The following is a 12,619-nucleotide window of genomic DNA, read 5'->3' as shown; positions in this document are numbered from 1 at the left end:
GAGGGGATTAAGTCGTTAATGCATAAACGACTTAATCCCCTCCGTCCCCTTTTTACCTAGTACAGGATGCGCGTCCGCAGCGTGCCCGGAATCGCGGCCAGCTCGTCGCGCACGGCGGCGGCCTGTGCCTCGCTGGCGGTGATGTCGATCACCACGTAGCCCACCTTCGGGTCGGTACGCAGGAACTGGCCGTCGATGTTGACGTTGTGGCGCGAGAAGATCTCGTTGACCCTGGACAGCACGCCCGGCACGTTCTGGTGGATGTGCAGCAGGCGCAGGCTGTCTTCGTGTTCGGGCAGGGTCACTTCCGGGAAGTTGACCGCCGACAGGGTGCTGCCGTTGTCGCTGTAGCGCACCAGCTTGGCTGCCACTTCCACGCCGATGTTGTCCTGCGCTTCCAGCGTGCTGCCGCCCACGTGCGGGGTCAGGATCACGTTGTCGTGGCGGGTCAGCGGCGACTCGAAGATATCGCCGTTGCCCTTCGGTTCGACCGGGAACACGTCCAGCGCGGCACCGCCGACGTGGCCGCTGGCCAGCGCAGCATCCAGCGCATCGATGTCGACCACGGTGCCGCGCGCGGCGTTGATCAGGTGCGCGCCCTTGCGCATCTTCGCCAGCTCGGTGCTGCCGATCATCCACTGCGTGGCCGGCGTCTCCGGCACGTGCAGGGTGACGATGTCGGCGCGCGCCAGCAGGTCGTCCAGGCTGGCCGCGGCACGCGCATTGCCCAGCGCCAGCTTGGTTTCCACGTCGTGGAAGATCACCTGCATGCCCAGCGATTCGGCCAGCACGCCGACCTGGGTGCCGATGTGGCCATAACCGATGATGCCCAGCGTCTTGCCACGCACTTCATGGCTGCCGCTGGCCGACTTCGACCAGCCGCCGCGATGGCATTCGGCGTTCTTCTGCGGGATGCCGCGGGTCAGCATGATCGCCTCGGCGATCACCAGCTCGGCCACGCTGCGGGTATTGGAATAGGGCGCATTGAACACCGGGATGCCGGCCAGTTCGGCCGCATCCAGGTCGACCTGGTTGGTGCCGATGCAGAAGCAGCCCACCGCGATCAGGCGCTTCGCCTCGGCCAGCACCTCGGCGCTGAGCTGGGTGCGCGAACGGATGCCGACAATATGTGCCTCGGCGATGCGCGCCTTCAATTCGTCCTCGGGCAGCGCCTTGGTGTGTGCCTCGATCTGGCTGTAGCCGGCGGCGCTGAACACCTCCACGGCGGTCTGGCTGACCCCCTCCAGCAACAGCACGCGGATATCCTGCTTCGGGAACGAGGTCTTCTTCGGCGACATGGGGCAACACGGCCAGTGGGACAGGGGCCAACCACTATGCCAGATCACGGCGCTCATGGTGCAGTGCGCAATTGGTTGCATCCGTAGCTATCTGCCTGTCTGCAGGGCTGGACGCTGGCGCGTGCCGCTGGCACGCTTGCCCGTTCTTCACGCCCCGCGCTGGACCGTCATGACCGATTCCCGCATTGCCTCGCTGCAGCAGGCCTGTCCCGGCCTGAAGCTGAAGACCGACCCGGCCGACCTGGAGCATTACGGGCGCGACTGGACCCGGCGCTGGACGCCGGCGCCGCTGGCGATCGCACTGCCGGCCACGGTCGAGGAGGTACAGGCGGTGATGCGCTGGAGTGCCGCCGAGGGCGTGGCGGTGGTGCCGTCGGGCGGCCGCACCGGCCTCTCGGGTGGCGCGGTGGCGGCCAACGGCGAGCTGGTGCTCAGCCTGGAGAGGATGAACAGGGCGCTGGACTACGACGCGGTCGATCGCACACTGGTGGTGCAGGCCGGCATGCCGCTGGAGGCCTTGCACAACGCCGCGCTGGACCACGGCCTGATCTACCCGGTGGATTTCGCCGCGCGCGGCTCGTGCACGATCGGCGGCAACATTGCCACCAATGCCGGCGGCATCCGAGTGATCCGCTACGGCAACACCCGCGAGTGGATCGCCGGGCTGAAGGTGGTCACCGCCAGTGGCGAACTGCTCGAGCTCAACAAGGGCCTGATCAAGAACTCCAGCGGCTATGACTTCCGCCAGCTGTTGATCGGTTCGGAGGGCACGCTGGGCGTGATCGTCGAAGCCACCGTGAAGCTGACCGACCCGCCGCCGGCCAGCAACGTGATGCTGCTGGCAGTACCCAGCTTCGAAGTGCTGATGCAGGTGTTCGCCGCGTTCCGCGCGCGCCTGCAGCTGCAGGCCTTCGAGTTCTTCACCGACCGCGCGCTGGAGCATGTGCTGGCGCACGATGCGCAGGCGCCGTTCGACGAGGTGCACCCGTACTACGTGGTCACCGAGTTCGCCGCCAACGACGAAGCGCAGGAAGCGGCGGCGATGGCGGCCTTCGAGGACTGCATGGGCAACGGCTGGGTCAGCGACGGGGTGATCAGTGCCAGCGACGCCCAGGCCGCCCAGCTGTGGCGCCTGCGCGAAGGCATCACCGAATCGCTGGCGCGCTACAAACCCTACAAGAACGACGTCTCGGTACGGATCTCGGCGATGCCGGCGTTCCTGGCAGAGACCCAGGCACTGATCGGGCAAGCCTACCCGCACTTCGACGTGGTCTGGTTCGGCCACATCGGCGACGGCAACCTGCACATCAACGTGCTCAAGCCCGACGACACCAGTGACGCCGATTTCGTGGCGCAGTGCGAGCACGTCACCAAGCTGCTGGCGCAGGTGCTGGCGCGTTTCGATGGCAGCATCTCGGCCGAGCATGGCATCGGCCTGGTCAAGAAGGGCTACCTGGACAGCACCCGCGGCCCGGCCGAAATCGCGCTGATGAAGGCGGTCAAACGCGCGTTCGATCCCCAAGCGCGGCTGAATCCCGGCAAGCTGTTCGACGCCTGAGCCAGGCAAATCCTTCACGCACCCGTTACGCTCCACGCATCCTCACAACCGGCTTCGAACCGATGACCCGTAAGCTTCTGCTGCTCGCCCTGCTGTCCCTGCCGCTGGCCGGCTTCGCTTCCAGCTTCGCCGGCACCTCGGCCGGTTCGGCCACCGGCGCTTCCTCCGGCTCCTCGGGCAGCAGCTCGGGTGATGACAAGGTGGTGCTGGCCGCGCGCGACGATGCCGCTGCGTTCGTTGCCAGCGACGGCCAGATCCGTGGCGCCCGCCTGCAGGCCGCGCTGGTCCACCTGCGTGAGCAGAGCGCCACCGCACAGCTGCAGAGCGACCTGGAACTGGCCCGCGCGCTGCTGGCCCGTTGATCCGGCCTTCGGGTAGTGCCGGCCGCTGGCCGGCAACTGCATGACATCTGCACGGAACGCCGCCACGCTTGGCGTGGCTCTACTGCTGACCGCCCACGTCGCGCCTGCAGCTGATCGCCTGCAGCTTGATCCGTCCGGTCTCGATCCGGCACAGCAGCGGCTCGCCAGCCAGACCCTGGCCGACGTGCAGTCACTATTGCCGGGCGGCCTGCTGGCTGCGTTGCCGGTGCAGGTGCGGGTGCGCTGGACGGATGACCTGCCGGCCGATGTGCATGGCCGCACCTTCGCTGGCCGTATCGCGCTGCGCCGGAGTCTGCTGGGCGACAGTGCGCCGGGCGCCCGGCGCGCACGCCGCAGCGCGCTGGTACACGAACTGACGCACGTCGCCGACCGTGGCGGTGCGAACTGGTCGCAGAGCATGCGATGGCGTGACCTCGCGGGTTGGCAGCGCAAGCCCTGGCATCTCGGCCGTGGCGACAACGACTTCCGTGACCGCAGCCCCGATGCGTATGAACTGAAGGACCCGGCCGAGTACCTGGCAGTGAACGCCGAGCATTTCGTGCTCGACAGCGAGTTCGCCTGCCGGCGCCCGGCACTGGCGCGGTGGTACCAGGCCCATTTCGGAACTCCGCCATCGCTGCCGCAGTCGCACTGCGCGACCGCGTTGCCATTGCTGCAGGCCGAATCGGAAGAGGGGGCGGCATCGCTGCTGCAGCTCGACCCCGCGCGTGTCTACGCCGTGGATTACCTGTTCGCCGAAGGCAGCGCGCAGCCGATGAGCCGCTGGGGCCACAGCATGCTGCGATTGGTGATCTGCAGGCCCGGGCGCGCACCGGGGCCGGACTGCAGGCTGGATCTTGAACACCACCGCGTGCTGTCCTTCCGCGCGTTCGTGGGCGACGTGCAGATATCCAACTGGCGCGGCTTGACCGGCGGCTACCCGTCGCGGCTGTTCGTGCTGCCGCTGCAGCAGGTGGTGGACGAGTACACCAAGGTCGAACTGCGCGGCCTGCAGTCGCTGCCATTGCGGCTGCAGCGCGATGAGATCGCCAGCCTGCTCGAGCGCACCGCCCAGGTGCACTGGAGCTATGACGGGCGCTATTACTTCGTCAGCAACAACTGTGCGGTGGAGACCGCCAAGCTGCTGCAGGCCGGAGTGCCGCGGCTGGGCGAGGCAGGGCTGGCCCAGCTGAGTCCGCGCGGTCTCAAGCGCCGGCTGGCGCGGCTGGGCATGCTCGACGAGCGGGTACTCACGGACCGCAACGCCGCGCAGGCACAGGGCTATTACTTCGCTTCCGCGCGCGACCACTACCAGCAGTTGTTCACAGTGGCGGCGACCCAGCTGAGCCTGCCCGCCCGCGATGTGCGCGGCTGGTTGAAGCTGCCGGCGGAACAACGGGCACCGTGGCTGCTGAAGGGCGACCTGCGCGCCAGTGCCGGCCTGCTGTTGCTGGAACAGGCCGCACTGCGGCGTGCCGAGCTGCGGGCACGCGATGTGCTCAAGCGGCAGCTGCTGGCTGCTGCGGACAGCGCGGAAACCCGCAGCCTGCGCAGCCTGCTGGCGCAGAGTGGGCAGTGGTTGCGCCCAGGGACGCTGCTGCAGGACGGCGGCTATGGGTTGCCTCTGGGCGACGAGCAGGTACTGCTGTCTGCGGCCGTGACCACTGCCAGTGCGCAGGCGGTACCGGCATGGCAGGCATTGCGTGTGCAGCTTCGCCAGCAGTTGCCGGCGCGGCAGCGTGAGGAAATGGATGCGATCGACGCCAATCTGGCCGCGCTGGGGGCACACCTGCGCACGCAGGCCGCTGGTCCGGCTACTGGCGCGGCAGTTCGATGACGAAACGGCTGCCGCCGCAGCTGCCGGGCGTGCAGTAGGCATGGCCGCCATGTGCATCGGCGATGGCCTTGACCACCGCCAGGCCGAGCCCGCTGCCACCGCCCTGGCGCGAACGTGAGCCGTCGGCGCGCATGAACGGAGTGAAGATATCGGCATGCAGTCCCGGATCAATGCCCGGGCCTTCATCCTCGATGGCCACCTGCACATGGCCCGGCGTGTCATGGACAGCGATCCGCACCTTGCCTGGGCTGGCATAGCGACGGGCGTTTTCCAGCAGCGCCAGCAGCGCCTGGCGCAGGCGCGTGGGATCACAGTGCGCGTTGTGTTCCTCGCGGCTGGTTTCCAGCTCCAGCACGAAGCCCGCAGCGCGGAACTGCGGGTCGACCAGCGTCATCACCGAATGCACCTCGGCCACCACGTCGGTGCGTGCGCGACGCACGTCCAGCCGTGCGTTGTCGGACAGGCTCAGTACGCGCAGATCTTCAATCAGGCGGGACAGCCCTTCGACCTGGGCGAGCAGGCTGCGGAACTGCGACTCGTCCGGATGGAACACGCCCTCGGCCAGTCCCTGCAGGCGGCCGCGCAGGATCGTCACCGGAGTACGCAGCTCATGTGCGATGGCCGCATGCCACATCGCGCGCTCGCTCTCCATGTGCTGCAGGCGGCGCGCCATCGCATTGAAGTCTTCAACCAGGGTCGCCACTTCGCCCGGCGAATTCTCCTCGACGCTGGCGCGGGCCCCGAGGTCACCGCTGGCGAGGGCACGCACGCTGTCCACCAGCGAATTCAACGGCGACAGGATGCGGTGGGCGAGGCGGAACGAGGCGGCGATGGCCAGCGCCAGGCCGGTCAGGATCACGCCCACCATCCATGCAAGCTCCGGCCCGGTCGGCAACCAGCTTTCCGGCTCTTCGGTACTGCCGGGGAAGAACTCGACCAGCACCGCGTACAGCAGCCACGACGACAAGATCATCATCACGATGACGCCGATCACCATCAGCGACATCGAGACGATGATGTGGCGGCTGAGCCCGGAACGGCGCAGTCGGGCCATCAGCGGTCAGCCATCAACCGGTAGCCGACGCCGCGCACACTGGCCGGAACATTGACCATGCCCACTTCGTCCAGCTTGCGGCGCAGCTTGCTGACATGGCTGTCGACAGTGCGCTCCAGCGCTTCGCTTTCCGGCAGGCATTCGTGCATCAGCTCGCTGCGGCTGAAGATGCGGGTCGGTGCCAGCGCCATGCAGTGCAGCAGCTTGAACTCGGTGAGCGTGAGCAGCACTTCGTGACTGTAGCCTTCGCCCTCCACGTGCACGGCGTGGGTGGCCGAGTCGATCAGCAGCGGGCCGACGCGCAGCGCAGTGGGCGCGTCCACGCGCGAGGCGCGCAGCGTACGCCGCAGCACCGCGCGCACGCGCGCCGCTACCTCGGCCGGGTTGAACGGCTTGACCACGTAGTCGTCGGCACCCATGCGCAGCGCGGTCAGCTTGTCGAGGTCCTGGTCCAGCGCGGTCAGCATGATCACCGGCGTCTCACCACGCTGGCGCAACTGGGTCAGCACGCTCCAGCCATCCAGGCGTGGCAGCTGTACATCGAGCAGGACCAGGTCGGGGCGGGCGCTGCGATGCAGGTCCAGTGCGCTGTGGCCATCGGCCGCGCGCAGCGTACGCAGTCCTTCGCGTTCCAGGTAGGCGCTGAGAATATCGGCGATCTCGGCCTCATCCTCGACGATCAGGACGAGAGCGGCGAGGGCGGGGGAGGCATGCATGCAGGGGCGGGGCCGTAAGGTGCTTGCCTCCATCGTATCTCCACAGTTCCTCCATCGAAACCCCATCATTGCCACGCACACTGCGCGCTTCAGAACCTATCCGCCGCCTGCGCGGCATTGTGCACAGCAATGAGAACCTTCAGGACTCCGGTCGCGTTGATCGCGGCCCTCGCCCTGGCCATGACGGCCTGCTCCACCCCCGAAGCCACTCCCGAAGCCGCACCGCGTGTCAGCGTGATCACCGTCGGCCCACAGGTGGTGCAGCGTGACGACGAACTGCCCGGCCGCGTGGCCGCCGTGCGCACCGCGCAGATCCGTGCGCAGGTGGGCGGCATCGTGCAGCGCCGGCTGTTCGACCAGGGGGCCGAAGTGAGCGCCGGCCAGGCCCTGTTCCAGATCGACCCGGCCGCGTTCCGGGCCGACGTCGATTCGGCACTGGCTGCCCTGCAGCGCAGTGAGGCCGCGCTGGGCCGCAGCCGCGTGCAATCGCAGCGCCTGCATGCGCTGGCCGCCGCACAGGCGGTCAGCCAACAGCATCGCGACGATGCCAGCGCCGAATACGAGCAGGCCCGTGCCGCAGTGAACGAAGCGCGCGCGATCCTGTCCCGTCGCCAGCTCGATCTGCGTTACGCGACGGTCAGTGCACCCATTGCCGGCCGTATCGACCAGGCGCTGGTGACCGAAGGTGCGCTGGTCGGCGTGGCTGATGCCGAGCCGATGGCGGTGGTGCAGCAGATCGACCAGGTCTACGTCGATGTGCGCCAACCGGCGGCGCAGCTGGAGTCGCTGCAGCGCAGTGCCGCCGGTGGCGGCGAGCTGCCGGTGACGATCATCGGTGCCAGCGGCAAGCCACTGCCCGAACGCGGCCAGCTGCTGTTCTCCGGCATCAATGTCGATGCGCGAACCGGTGATGTCATCCTGCGCATCCTGGTCGACAACCCTCAGCGGCAGCTGCTGCCCGGCATGTACGTGCGCGCGAGGGTGCCACGTGGCGCGCCCGCCAGTGCATTGACCGTGCCACAGCAGGCGGTGCTGCGCAGCGCCGGTGGCCAGGCCTATGCCTGGGTGATCGGCGGCGACGGCAAGGCGGTGATCCGCACGCTGGAAGTGGACGGCAGTGTCGATCGCCAGTGGCTGGTGCGCACGGGCCTGAAGGCCGGCGAGAAAGTGGTGGTCGAGGGTCAGGAGCGCCTGCAGGAAGGCGTGGTGGTCGATGCGCGCGACTGGCAGATGCCGGTTGCCAGCACCGGTGCAGTACAGGCCGGCAGCAAGGGCTGAGCCTGTTCCGGGCCGGTCCCTCCAGGAAAATCCAACATGGCACGTTTCTTCATCGATCGCCCGGTGTTCGCCTGGGTGCTGGCGATCTTCATCATCCTGGCCGGCGTGCTGGCGATCCCGCGGCTGGCGGTGGAGCGCTATCCAGCAGTCGCCCCGCCCAGCGTCAGCATCTATGCCAGCTACCCGGGTGCCAGCCCGCAGACGCTGAATGATGCCGTGGTTGGCCTGATCGAGCGCGAGCTTTCCAGCGTCAAGCACCTGCTGTACTTCGAGTCGTCGGTGGACACGTCCGGCGAAGCGTCGATCACTGCCACCTTCAAGCCCGGCACCAATCCGGAGCTGGCGCAGGTGGACGTGCAGAACCGGATCAAGGCGATCGAACCACGGCTGCCGCGCAGCGTGCGCCAGAACGGCCTGTTCGTGGAGGCCGCTGATTCCGGCTTCCTGATGCTGGTCGGCCTGCGTTCGCCCGATGCCAGCGTCAGCGAGGCCGCGCTGGGCGATTTCATGGCGCGCAACATCATCGAAGAGCTGCGCCGTATCGATGGCGTCGGCCGCGTGCAGTTGTTCGGTGCCGAGCAGGCGATGCGCGTGTGGCTGGACCCGACCCGGTTGACCGGCTACGGCCTGACCATGGGCGATGTGGCAACCGCGATCGAGCAGCAGAATCTGGAGATTTCGCCAGGACGCATTGGTGACTCGCCGGGTGTTCCAGGCCAGCGCATCACCGTGCCGCTCAGTGCCGACGGCCAGTTGTCCACGCCCGAACAGTTCGCGGCGATCGTACTGCGTGCCGGCGCCGACGGTTCACGGGTGGTGCTGGGTGATGTCGCCCGCGTCGAGCTTGGCGCGCAGAGCTATGCCTGGGGCACCCGCGAGGACGGCCATCCAGCCACCGCCGCCGGCGTGCAGCTGCGCCCGGGCGCGAACGCGGTGCGTACCGCTGCGGCGGTGCGTGAGCGCATGGCTGAGCTGGCGCCCCTGCTGCCGCGCGGGGTGGAAGCGAGCATCCCGTTCGACACCGCGCCGTTCGTGAAGATCTCGATCCAGAAGGTGGTGCAGACCCTGCTGGAGGCGATGCTGCTGGTGTTCGCGGTGATGTACCTGTTCCTGCAGAACTGGCGTTACACGCTGATCCCGGCGTTGGTCGCACCGATCGCGCTGCTGGGTACGTTCGCGGTGATGCTGGCGCTGGGCTTCTCGATCAACGTACTGACCATGTTCGGCATGGTGCTGGCCATCGGCATCATCGTCGACGACGCGATCGTGGTGGTCGAGGGCGTGGAACGGATCATGGCCGAGGAGGGCCTGCCGCCGCGCGAGGCCACCATCAAGGCGATGCGTGAACTGACCGGCGCAGTGATCGGCATTACCCTGGTGCTGACTGCGGTGTTCATCCCGATGGCGCTGGCCAGCGGTTCGGTGGGCGCGATCTACCGCCAGTTCACCGTGGCGATGGCGGTGTCGATCCTGTTCTCGGCGCTGCTGGCCCTGAGCCTGACGCCGGCGCTGTGCGCGACCCTGCTGCGCCAGGCCAACCACGGCCATCACGGTCGCGGCGGGCTGTTCGGCGCTTTCAACCGGGGCTTCGAGCGGATGACCGGGCGTTACCAGCGTGGTGTGGCGTCGGTGCTGCAGCGGAGCGGGCGGGTGATGGGCGTGTTCGCCGCGCTGGTGGCGGCGTTGCTGCTGGGCCTGCACTGGCTGCCGGGTGCATTCCTGCCGGAAGAAGACCAGGGCTATTTCATGACCTCGATCCAGCTGCCGGCCGAGGCGACGGCCGAGCGTACGCTGGCCGTTGTCGAAGCCTACGAACGGCACGTGGCCTCGCGTCCGGGCATCGGCTCCAACCAGTCGATCCTCGGCTACAGCTTTTCCGGTTCCGGCCCGAGTGCGGCGCTGACCTACACCATGCTGAAGGACTGGGGTGAGCGCGCAGGCGCAACCGCGGCCGGTGAGGTGGAGGCCGCACAGCAGGCGATGGCCACGGTTGCCGAGGGTGAGGTGATGAGCGTGATGCCGCCGGCCATCGACAGCCTGGGTCGTTCCTCCGGCTTCTCGCTGGCCCTGCAGGCGCGTACCGGGCAGGGCCAGGCCGAACTGCGCGCAGCCCTGCAGCAGCTGCTGAAGCTGGCCGAAGCCAGCCCGCTGCTGTCGGAGGTGCATGCCGATGGCCTGCCAGCCGGCACCAGCGTGCGGCTGGAGATCGACCGCGCCAAGGCCGAGGCGATGGGCGTGGGCTTCGAGCACATCAGCAGCACGCTGTCGGCGGCCATGGGCTCGCAGTACGTCAACGACTTCCCGAACAAGGGACGGCTGCAGCAGGTGATCCTGCAGGCCGATGCGCCGCACCGGATGGAGCTGGAAGACGTGCTGAAGCTGTACGTGCGCAACAGCGAGGGCGGCATGGTGGCGTTGTCCGAGCTGGTCACCCCGCACTGGACCGAGGCGCCGTTGCAGCTGCAACGCTATCTTGGTTTCCCGGCGCTGAACCTGTCCGGCGCCCCGGCCTCTGGCGTGTCGACCGGCCAGGCCATGGCGGAGATGGAGCGGTTGGCCGAAAAGCTGCCGTCCGGCTTCGCCCTGCAATGGACCAGCCAGTCGCTGCAGGAGCGTGAGTCGGGGGCGCAGGCGCCGTGGCTGCTGCTGTTGTCGATGCTGGTGGTCTTCCTGGTGCTTGCCGCGCTGTACGAGAGCTGGTCGATTCCGTTGGCGGTGCTGCTGGTGGTGCCCCTGGGCCTGCTTGGCGCGGTCGCCGCGGTGCTGTTGCGCGGCATGCCCAACGACGTGTTCTTCAAGGTCGGCATGATCACCGTGATCGGGCTGTCGGCGAAGAACGCGATCCTCATCGTCGAATTCGCGCGGCAGCTGCAGCAGCAGGGGCGCGGCCTGGTTGAAGCAGCGCTGGAGGCGGCGCGGCTGCGCCTGCGTCCGATCGTGATGACCTCGCTGGCGTTCGCGCTGGGCGTGGTGCCACTGATGCTGGCGCAGGGCGCGTCGAAGGAAACCCAGCAGGCAATTGGAACCGGCGTGTTCGGCGGCATGGTCAGTGCGACCGTGCTGGCGGTGTTCTTCGTGCCGGTCTTCTATGTAGTGGTGCAGGGCGCGCGGCAGTGGATCGCGCAGCGCCTGCGCAGGCGCCGGCCGATGCCGGGAGGAACCGTGGATGGAACGGAACATCGTTGAAGATCTGCATGAGCAGCAGTTGATGGCGCTGGAGCAGCGCCTGTGCGCAGCGCTGCTGGATAACAATCACGATGCGTTGAACGCGCTGGTATCGCCGGCCCTGTTCCTGATGGACGGCCACGGTGGCCGCATGCTCGATCTGCCGTGGCTGCGTGATTGGTTGGCCGGTGACCTGCAGGTACGAAGCCTGCAGCTGCACGCGGTGGAAACGCTGCTGTGTGGCCGTCTGGCGTTGCTGTCCAGCGACGTGCGGATGTCGGTGTGGCGGCAGGGCCGGGAGCGTGAACTGAAGCTGCGCCTGTTGCGGGTCTGGACCTGCAGTTCCGGCGGCAGTGGCGCGCAGCTGCTGTCGATGGCGGTGCTGGCCGCATGAGTGCGGTCAGGCTGTTTTCAGGCCCCGCTCACCGCGAGGTGGTAGGGTCGAGCATTCCTGTAGTGTCGACAAGGAGTCGAGCCATGCGTGTAGTTCCCAGTCTGTTGGCAGCCTCCCTGGGGTTGGTCCTGGCCGCGTGCCAGCCGGCCCAGGCACCCGCGGCGGGCAGCAATGACCCCTCGCCTGCCACGCCGAAGCCGAGCGCCAACACGGAAGGTGGCAGCGAGACCGCCTACCAGTGTGGTGATCTGAGCGTGCGCGCGACCTTCAATGGCGAGGATGCTGCCACGGTGGTGATCGGCGAGCGTAGCTTCGCCATGACCTCCGAGCGCGCGGCATCCGGCGCCAAGTACAGCGATGGCCTTGGCAACAGCTTCTGGACCAAGGGCAGCGATGATGGCCTGCTGAGCCTGAAGGGCGAGCCGGATCGCGAGTGCCATGCGGTGGAAGCTGGCGAAGGCGATGGCAGCGCCGGCAATGCCGCGTTCCGTGCCACCGGCAATGAACCCGGATGGCTTGCAGTCGTCGATGGCGATATGCCGGGCCTGCAGGTGGAAGTTGACTATGGCGAGCGCCGCTTTGACGTGGCCAAGCCAACCAAAGGAGCCGACGGCTGGAGCGGCAAGGCGTCCGATGGTACCGACGTCAAGCTGAGTTTCCAGCGCACTACCTGCCAGGACGATATGAGCGGGGAGGCGTTCGAGGCGAAGGTGATGCTGACCGTCGGTACCCGCCAGTACCACGGCTGCGGCAATTTCGGCGCGAAGCAGCCGTAAGTTACCTGTAGAGCCGAGCCCACGCTCGGCTGCAGTACCTGTCCAACCCACCGCAGCCGAGCACGGGCTCGGCTCTACAGGATGTAGGAAGGCCGCCCTGAGGCGGCTTCTGCAAAGCGGTTGCGGTCGACCACGTCAATGTCCACGGCCCCGCGCGTGAGTAAAGTTCGGTAACCAACAC

The 12,619-nt window shown here is 67.7% G+C and carries 10 protein-coding genes; 7 read left to right on the top strand and 3 right to left on the bottom strand.

Annotated elements, in window-relative coordinates:
- Positions 1–56 precede the first annotated feature (56 nt).
- A complete protein-coding gene (serA, locus tag ABGA94_RS06170; protein WP_005416356.1) occupies positions 57–1,298 on the bottom strand; it encodes a phosphoglycerate dehydrogenase in 1,242 nt (413 codons plus the stop codon).
- A 169-nt stretch (positions 1,299–1,467) separates the two neighbouring features.
- Here serA and ABGA94_RS06165 point away from each other — a divergent pair, with 169 nt between their 5' ends.
- The 3 genes from ABGA94_RS06165 (at position 1,468) to ABGA94_RS06155 (ending at position 5,055) form a co-directional block, all read left to right on the top strand.
- Entirely contained in the window at positions 1,468–2,856 is a 1,389-nt protein-coding gene (locus ABGA94_RS06165; protein WP_375366681.1) for an FAD-binding oxidoreductase, read from the top strand.
- 62 nt (positions 2,857–2,918) lie between these two features.
- Positions 2,919–3,218 (top strand): DUF2388 domain-containing protein, encoded by a 300-nt coding sequence (locus ABGA94_RS06160; protein WP_005416358.1) that lies wholly within the window; start codon positions 2,919–2,921, stop codon positions 3,216–3,218.
- A 40-nt stretch (positions 3,219–3,258) separates the two neighbouring features.
- Positions 3,259–5,055, top strand: a complete 1,797-nt coding sequence (locus ABGA94_RS06155) for a DUF4105 domain-containing protein (protein ID WP_375366680.1) — start codon at positions 3,259–3,261, stop codon at positions 5,053–5,055.
- Here ABGA94_RS06155 and ABGA94_RS06150 read toward each other — a convergent pair.
- Entirely contained in the window at positions 5,033–6,109 is a 1,077-nt protein-coding gene (locus ABGA94_RS06150) for an ATP-binding protein (protein ID WP_005416360.1), read from the bottom strand. The genes ABGA94_RS06155 and ABGA94_RS06150 overlap by 23 nt on opposite strands.
- Positions 6,109–6,825, bottom strand: a complete 717-nt coding sequence (locus ABGA94_RS06145; RefSeq protein WP_005416361.1) for a response regulator — start codon at positions 6,823–6,825, stop codon at positions 6,109–6,111. The genes ABGA94_RS06150 and ABGA94_RS06145 overlap by 1 nt, the downstream gene beginning before the upstream one ends.
- Positions 6,826–6,954: 129 nt before the next feature.
- Between ABGA94_RS06145 and ABGA94_RS06140 the strand changes: the two genes are divergently transcribed.
- The 4 genes from ABGA94_RS06140 (at position 6,955) to ABGA94_RS06125 (ending at position 12,438) form a co-directional block, all read left to right on the top strand.
- Complete coding sequence (locus tag ABGA94_RS06140) at positions 6,955–8,103, top strand: efflux RND transporter periplasmic adaptor subunit (RefSeq protein WP_375366678.1); 1,149 nt, start codon at positions 6,955–6,957, stop codon at positions 8,101–8,103.
- A gap of 36 nt (positions 8,104–8,139) precedes the next feature.
- Positions 8,140–11,289, top strand: coding sequence for a multidrug efflux RND transporter permease subunit (locus tag ABGA94_RS06135; protein ID WP_262221567.1), 3,150 nt, complete (start codon positions 8,140–8,142; stop codon positions 11,287–11,289).
- Positions 11,270–11,662: a nuclear transport factor 2 family protein gene (locus tag ABGA94_RS06130; protein WP_005416364.1), complete on the top strand. Its 393-nt coding sequence runs from the start codon at positions 11,270–11,272 to the stop codon at positions 11,660–11,662. Before ABGA94_RS06135 ends, ABGA94_RS06130 begins: the two co-directional genes overlap by 20 nt.
- 83 nt (positions 11,663–11,745) lie before the next feature.
- Positions 11,746–12,438: a COG3650 family protein gene (locus tag ABGA94_RS06125; RefSeq protein WP_005416365.1), complete on the top strand. Its 693-nt coding sequence runs from the start codon at positions 11,746–11,748 to the stop codon at positions 12,436–12,438.
- The last annotated feature ends 181 nt before the right edge of the window (positions 12,439–12,619 follow it).

The sequence above is a fragment of the Stenotrophomonas sp. 3diitr2024 genome (assembly GCF_042136455.1).
GTDB classification, from domain to species: domain Bacteria; phylum Pseudomonadota; class Gammaproteobacteria; order Xanthomonadales; family Xanthomonadaceae; genus Stenotrophomonas; species Stenotrophomonas sepilia.
The sequence above is the reverse complement of the archived record's forward strand: the minus strand, read 5'-3'. Positions and strand labels throughout refer to the sequence as shown.

Excerpts from the sequence above, each read along its gene's own strand:
- serA (WP_005416356.1), bottom strand. The coding sequence starts at position 1,298 with ATGTCGCCGAAGAAGACCTCGTTCCCGAAGCAGGATATCCGCGTGCTG.
- ABGA94_RS06165 (WP_375366681.1), top strand. The coding sequence starts at position 1,468 with ATGACCGATTCCCGCATTGCCTCGCTGCAGCAGGCCTGTCCCGGCCTG.
- ABGA94_RS06160 (WP_005416358.1), top strand. The coding sequence starts at position 2,919 with ATGACCCGTAAGCTTCTGCTGCTCGCCCTGCTGTCCCTGCCGCTGGCC.
- ABGA94_RS06155 (WP_375366680.1), top strand. The coding sequence starts at position 3,259 with ATGACATCTGCACGGAACGCCGCCACGCTTGGCGTGGCTCTACTGCTG.
- ABGA94_RS06150 (WP_005416360.1), bottom strand. The coding sequence starts at position 6,109 with ATGGCCCGACTGCGCCGTTCCGGGCTCAGCCGCCACATCATCGTCTCG.
- ABGA94_RS06145 (WP_005416361.1), bottom strand. The coding sequence starts at position 6,825 with ATGCATGCCTCCCCCGCCCTCGCCGCTCTCGTCCTGATCGTCGAGGAT.
- ABGA94_RS06140 (WP_375366678.1), top strand. The coding sequence starts at position 6,955 with ATGAGAACCTTCAGGACTCCGGTCGCGTTGATCGCGGCCCTCGCCCTG.
- ABGA94_RS06135 (WP_262221567.1), top strand. The coding sequence starts at position 8,140 with ATGGCACGTTTCTTCATCGATCGCCCGGTGTTCGCCTGGGTGCTGGCG.
- ABGA94_RS06130 (WP_005416364.1), top strand. The coding sequence starts at position 11,270 with ATGGAACGGAACATCGTTGAAGATCTGCATGAGCAGCAGTTGATGGCG.
- ABGA94_RS06125 (WP_005416365.1), top strand. The coding sequence starts at position 11,746 with ATGCGTGTAGTTCCCAGTCTGTTGGCAGCCTCCCTGGGGTTGGTCCTG.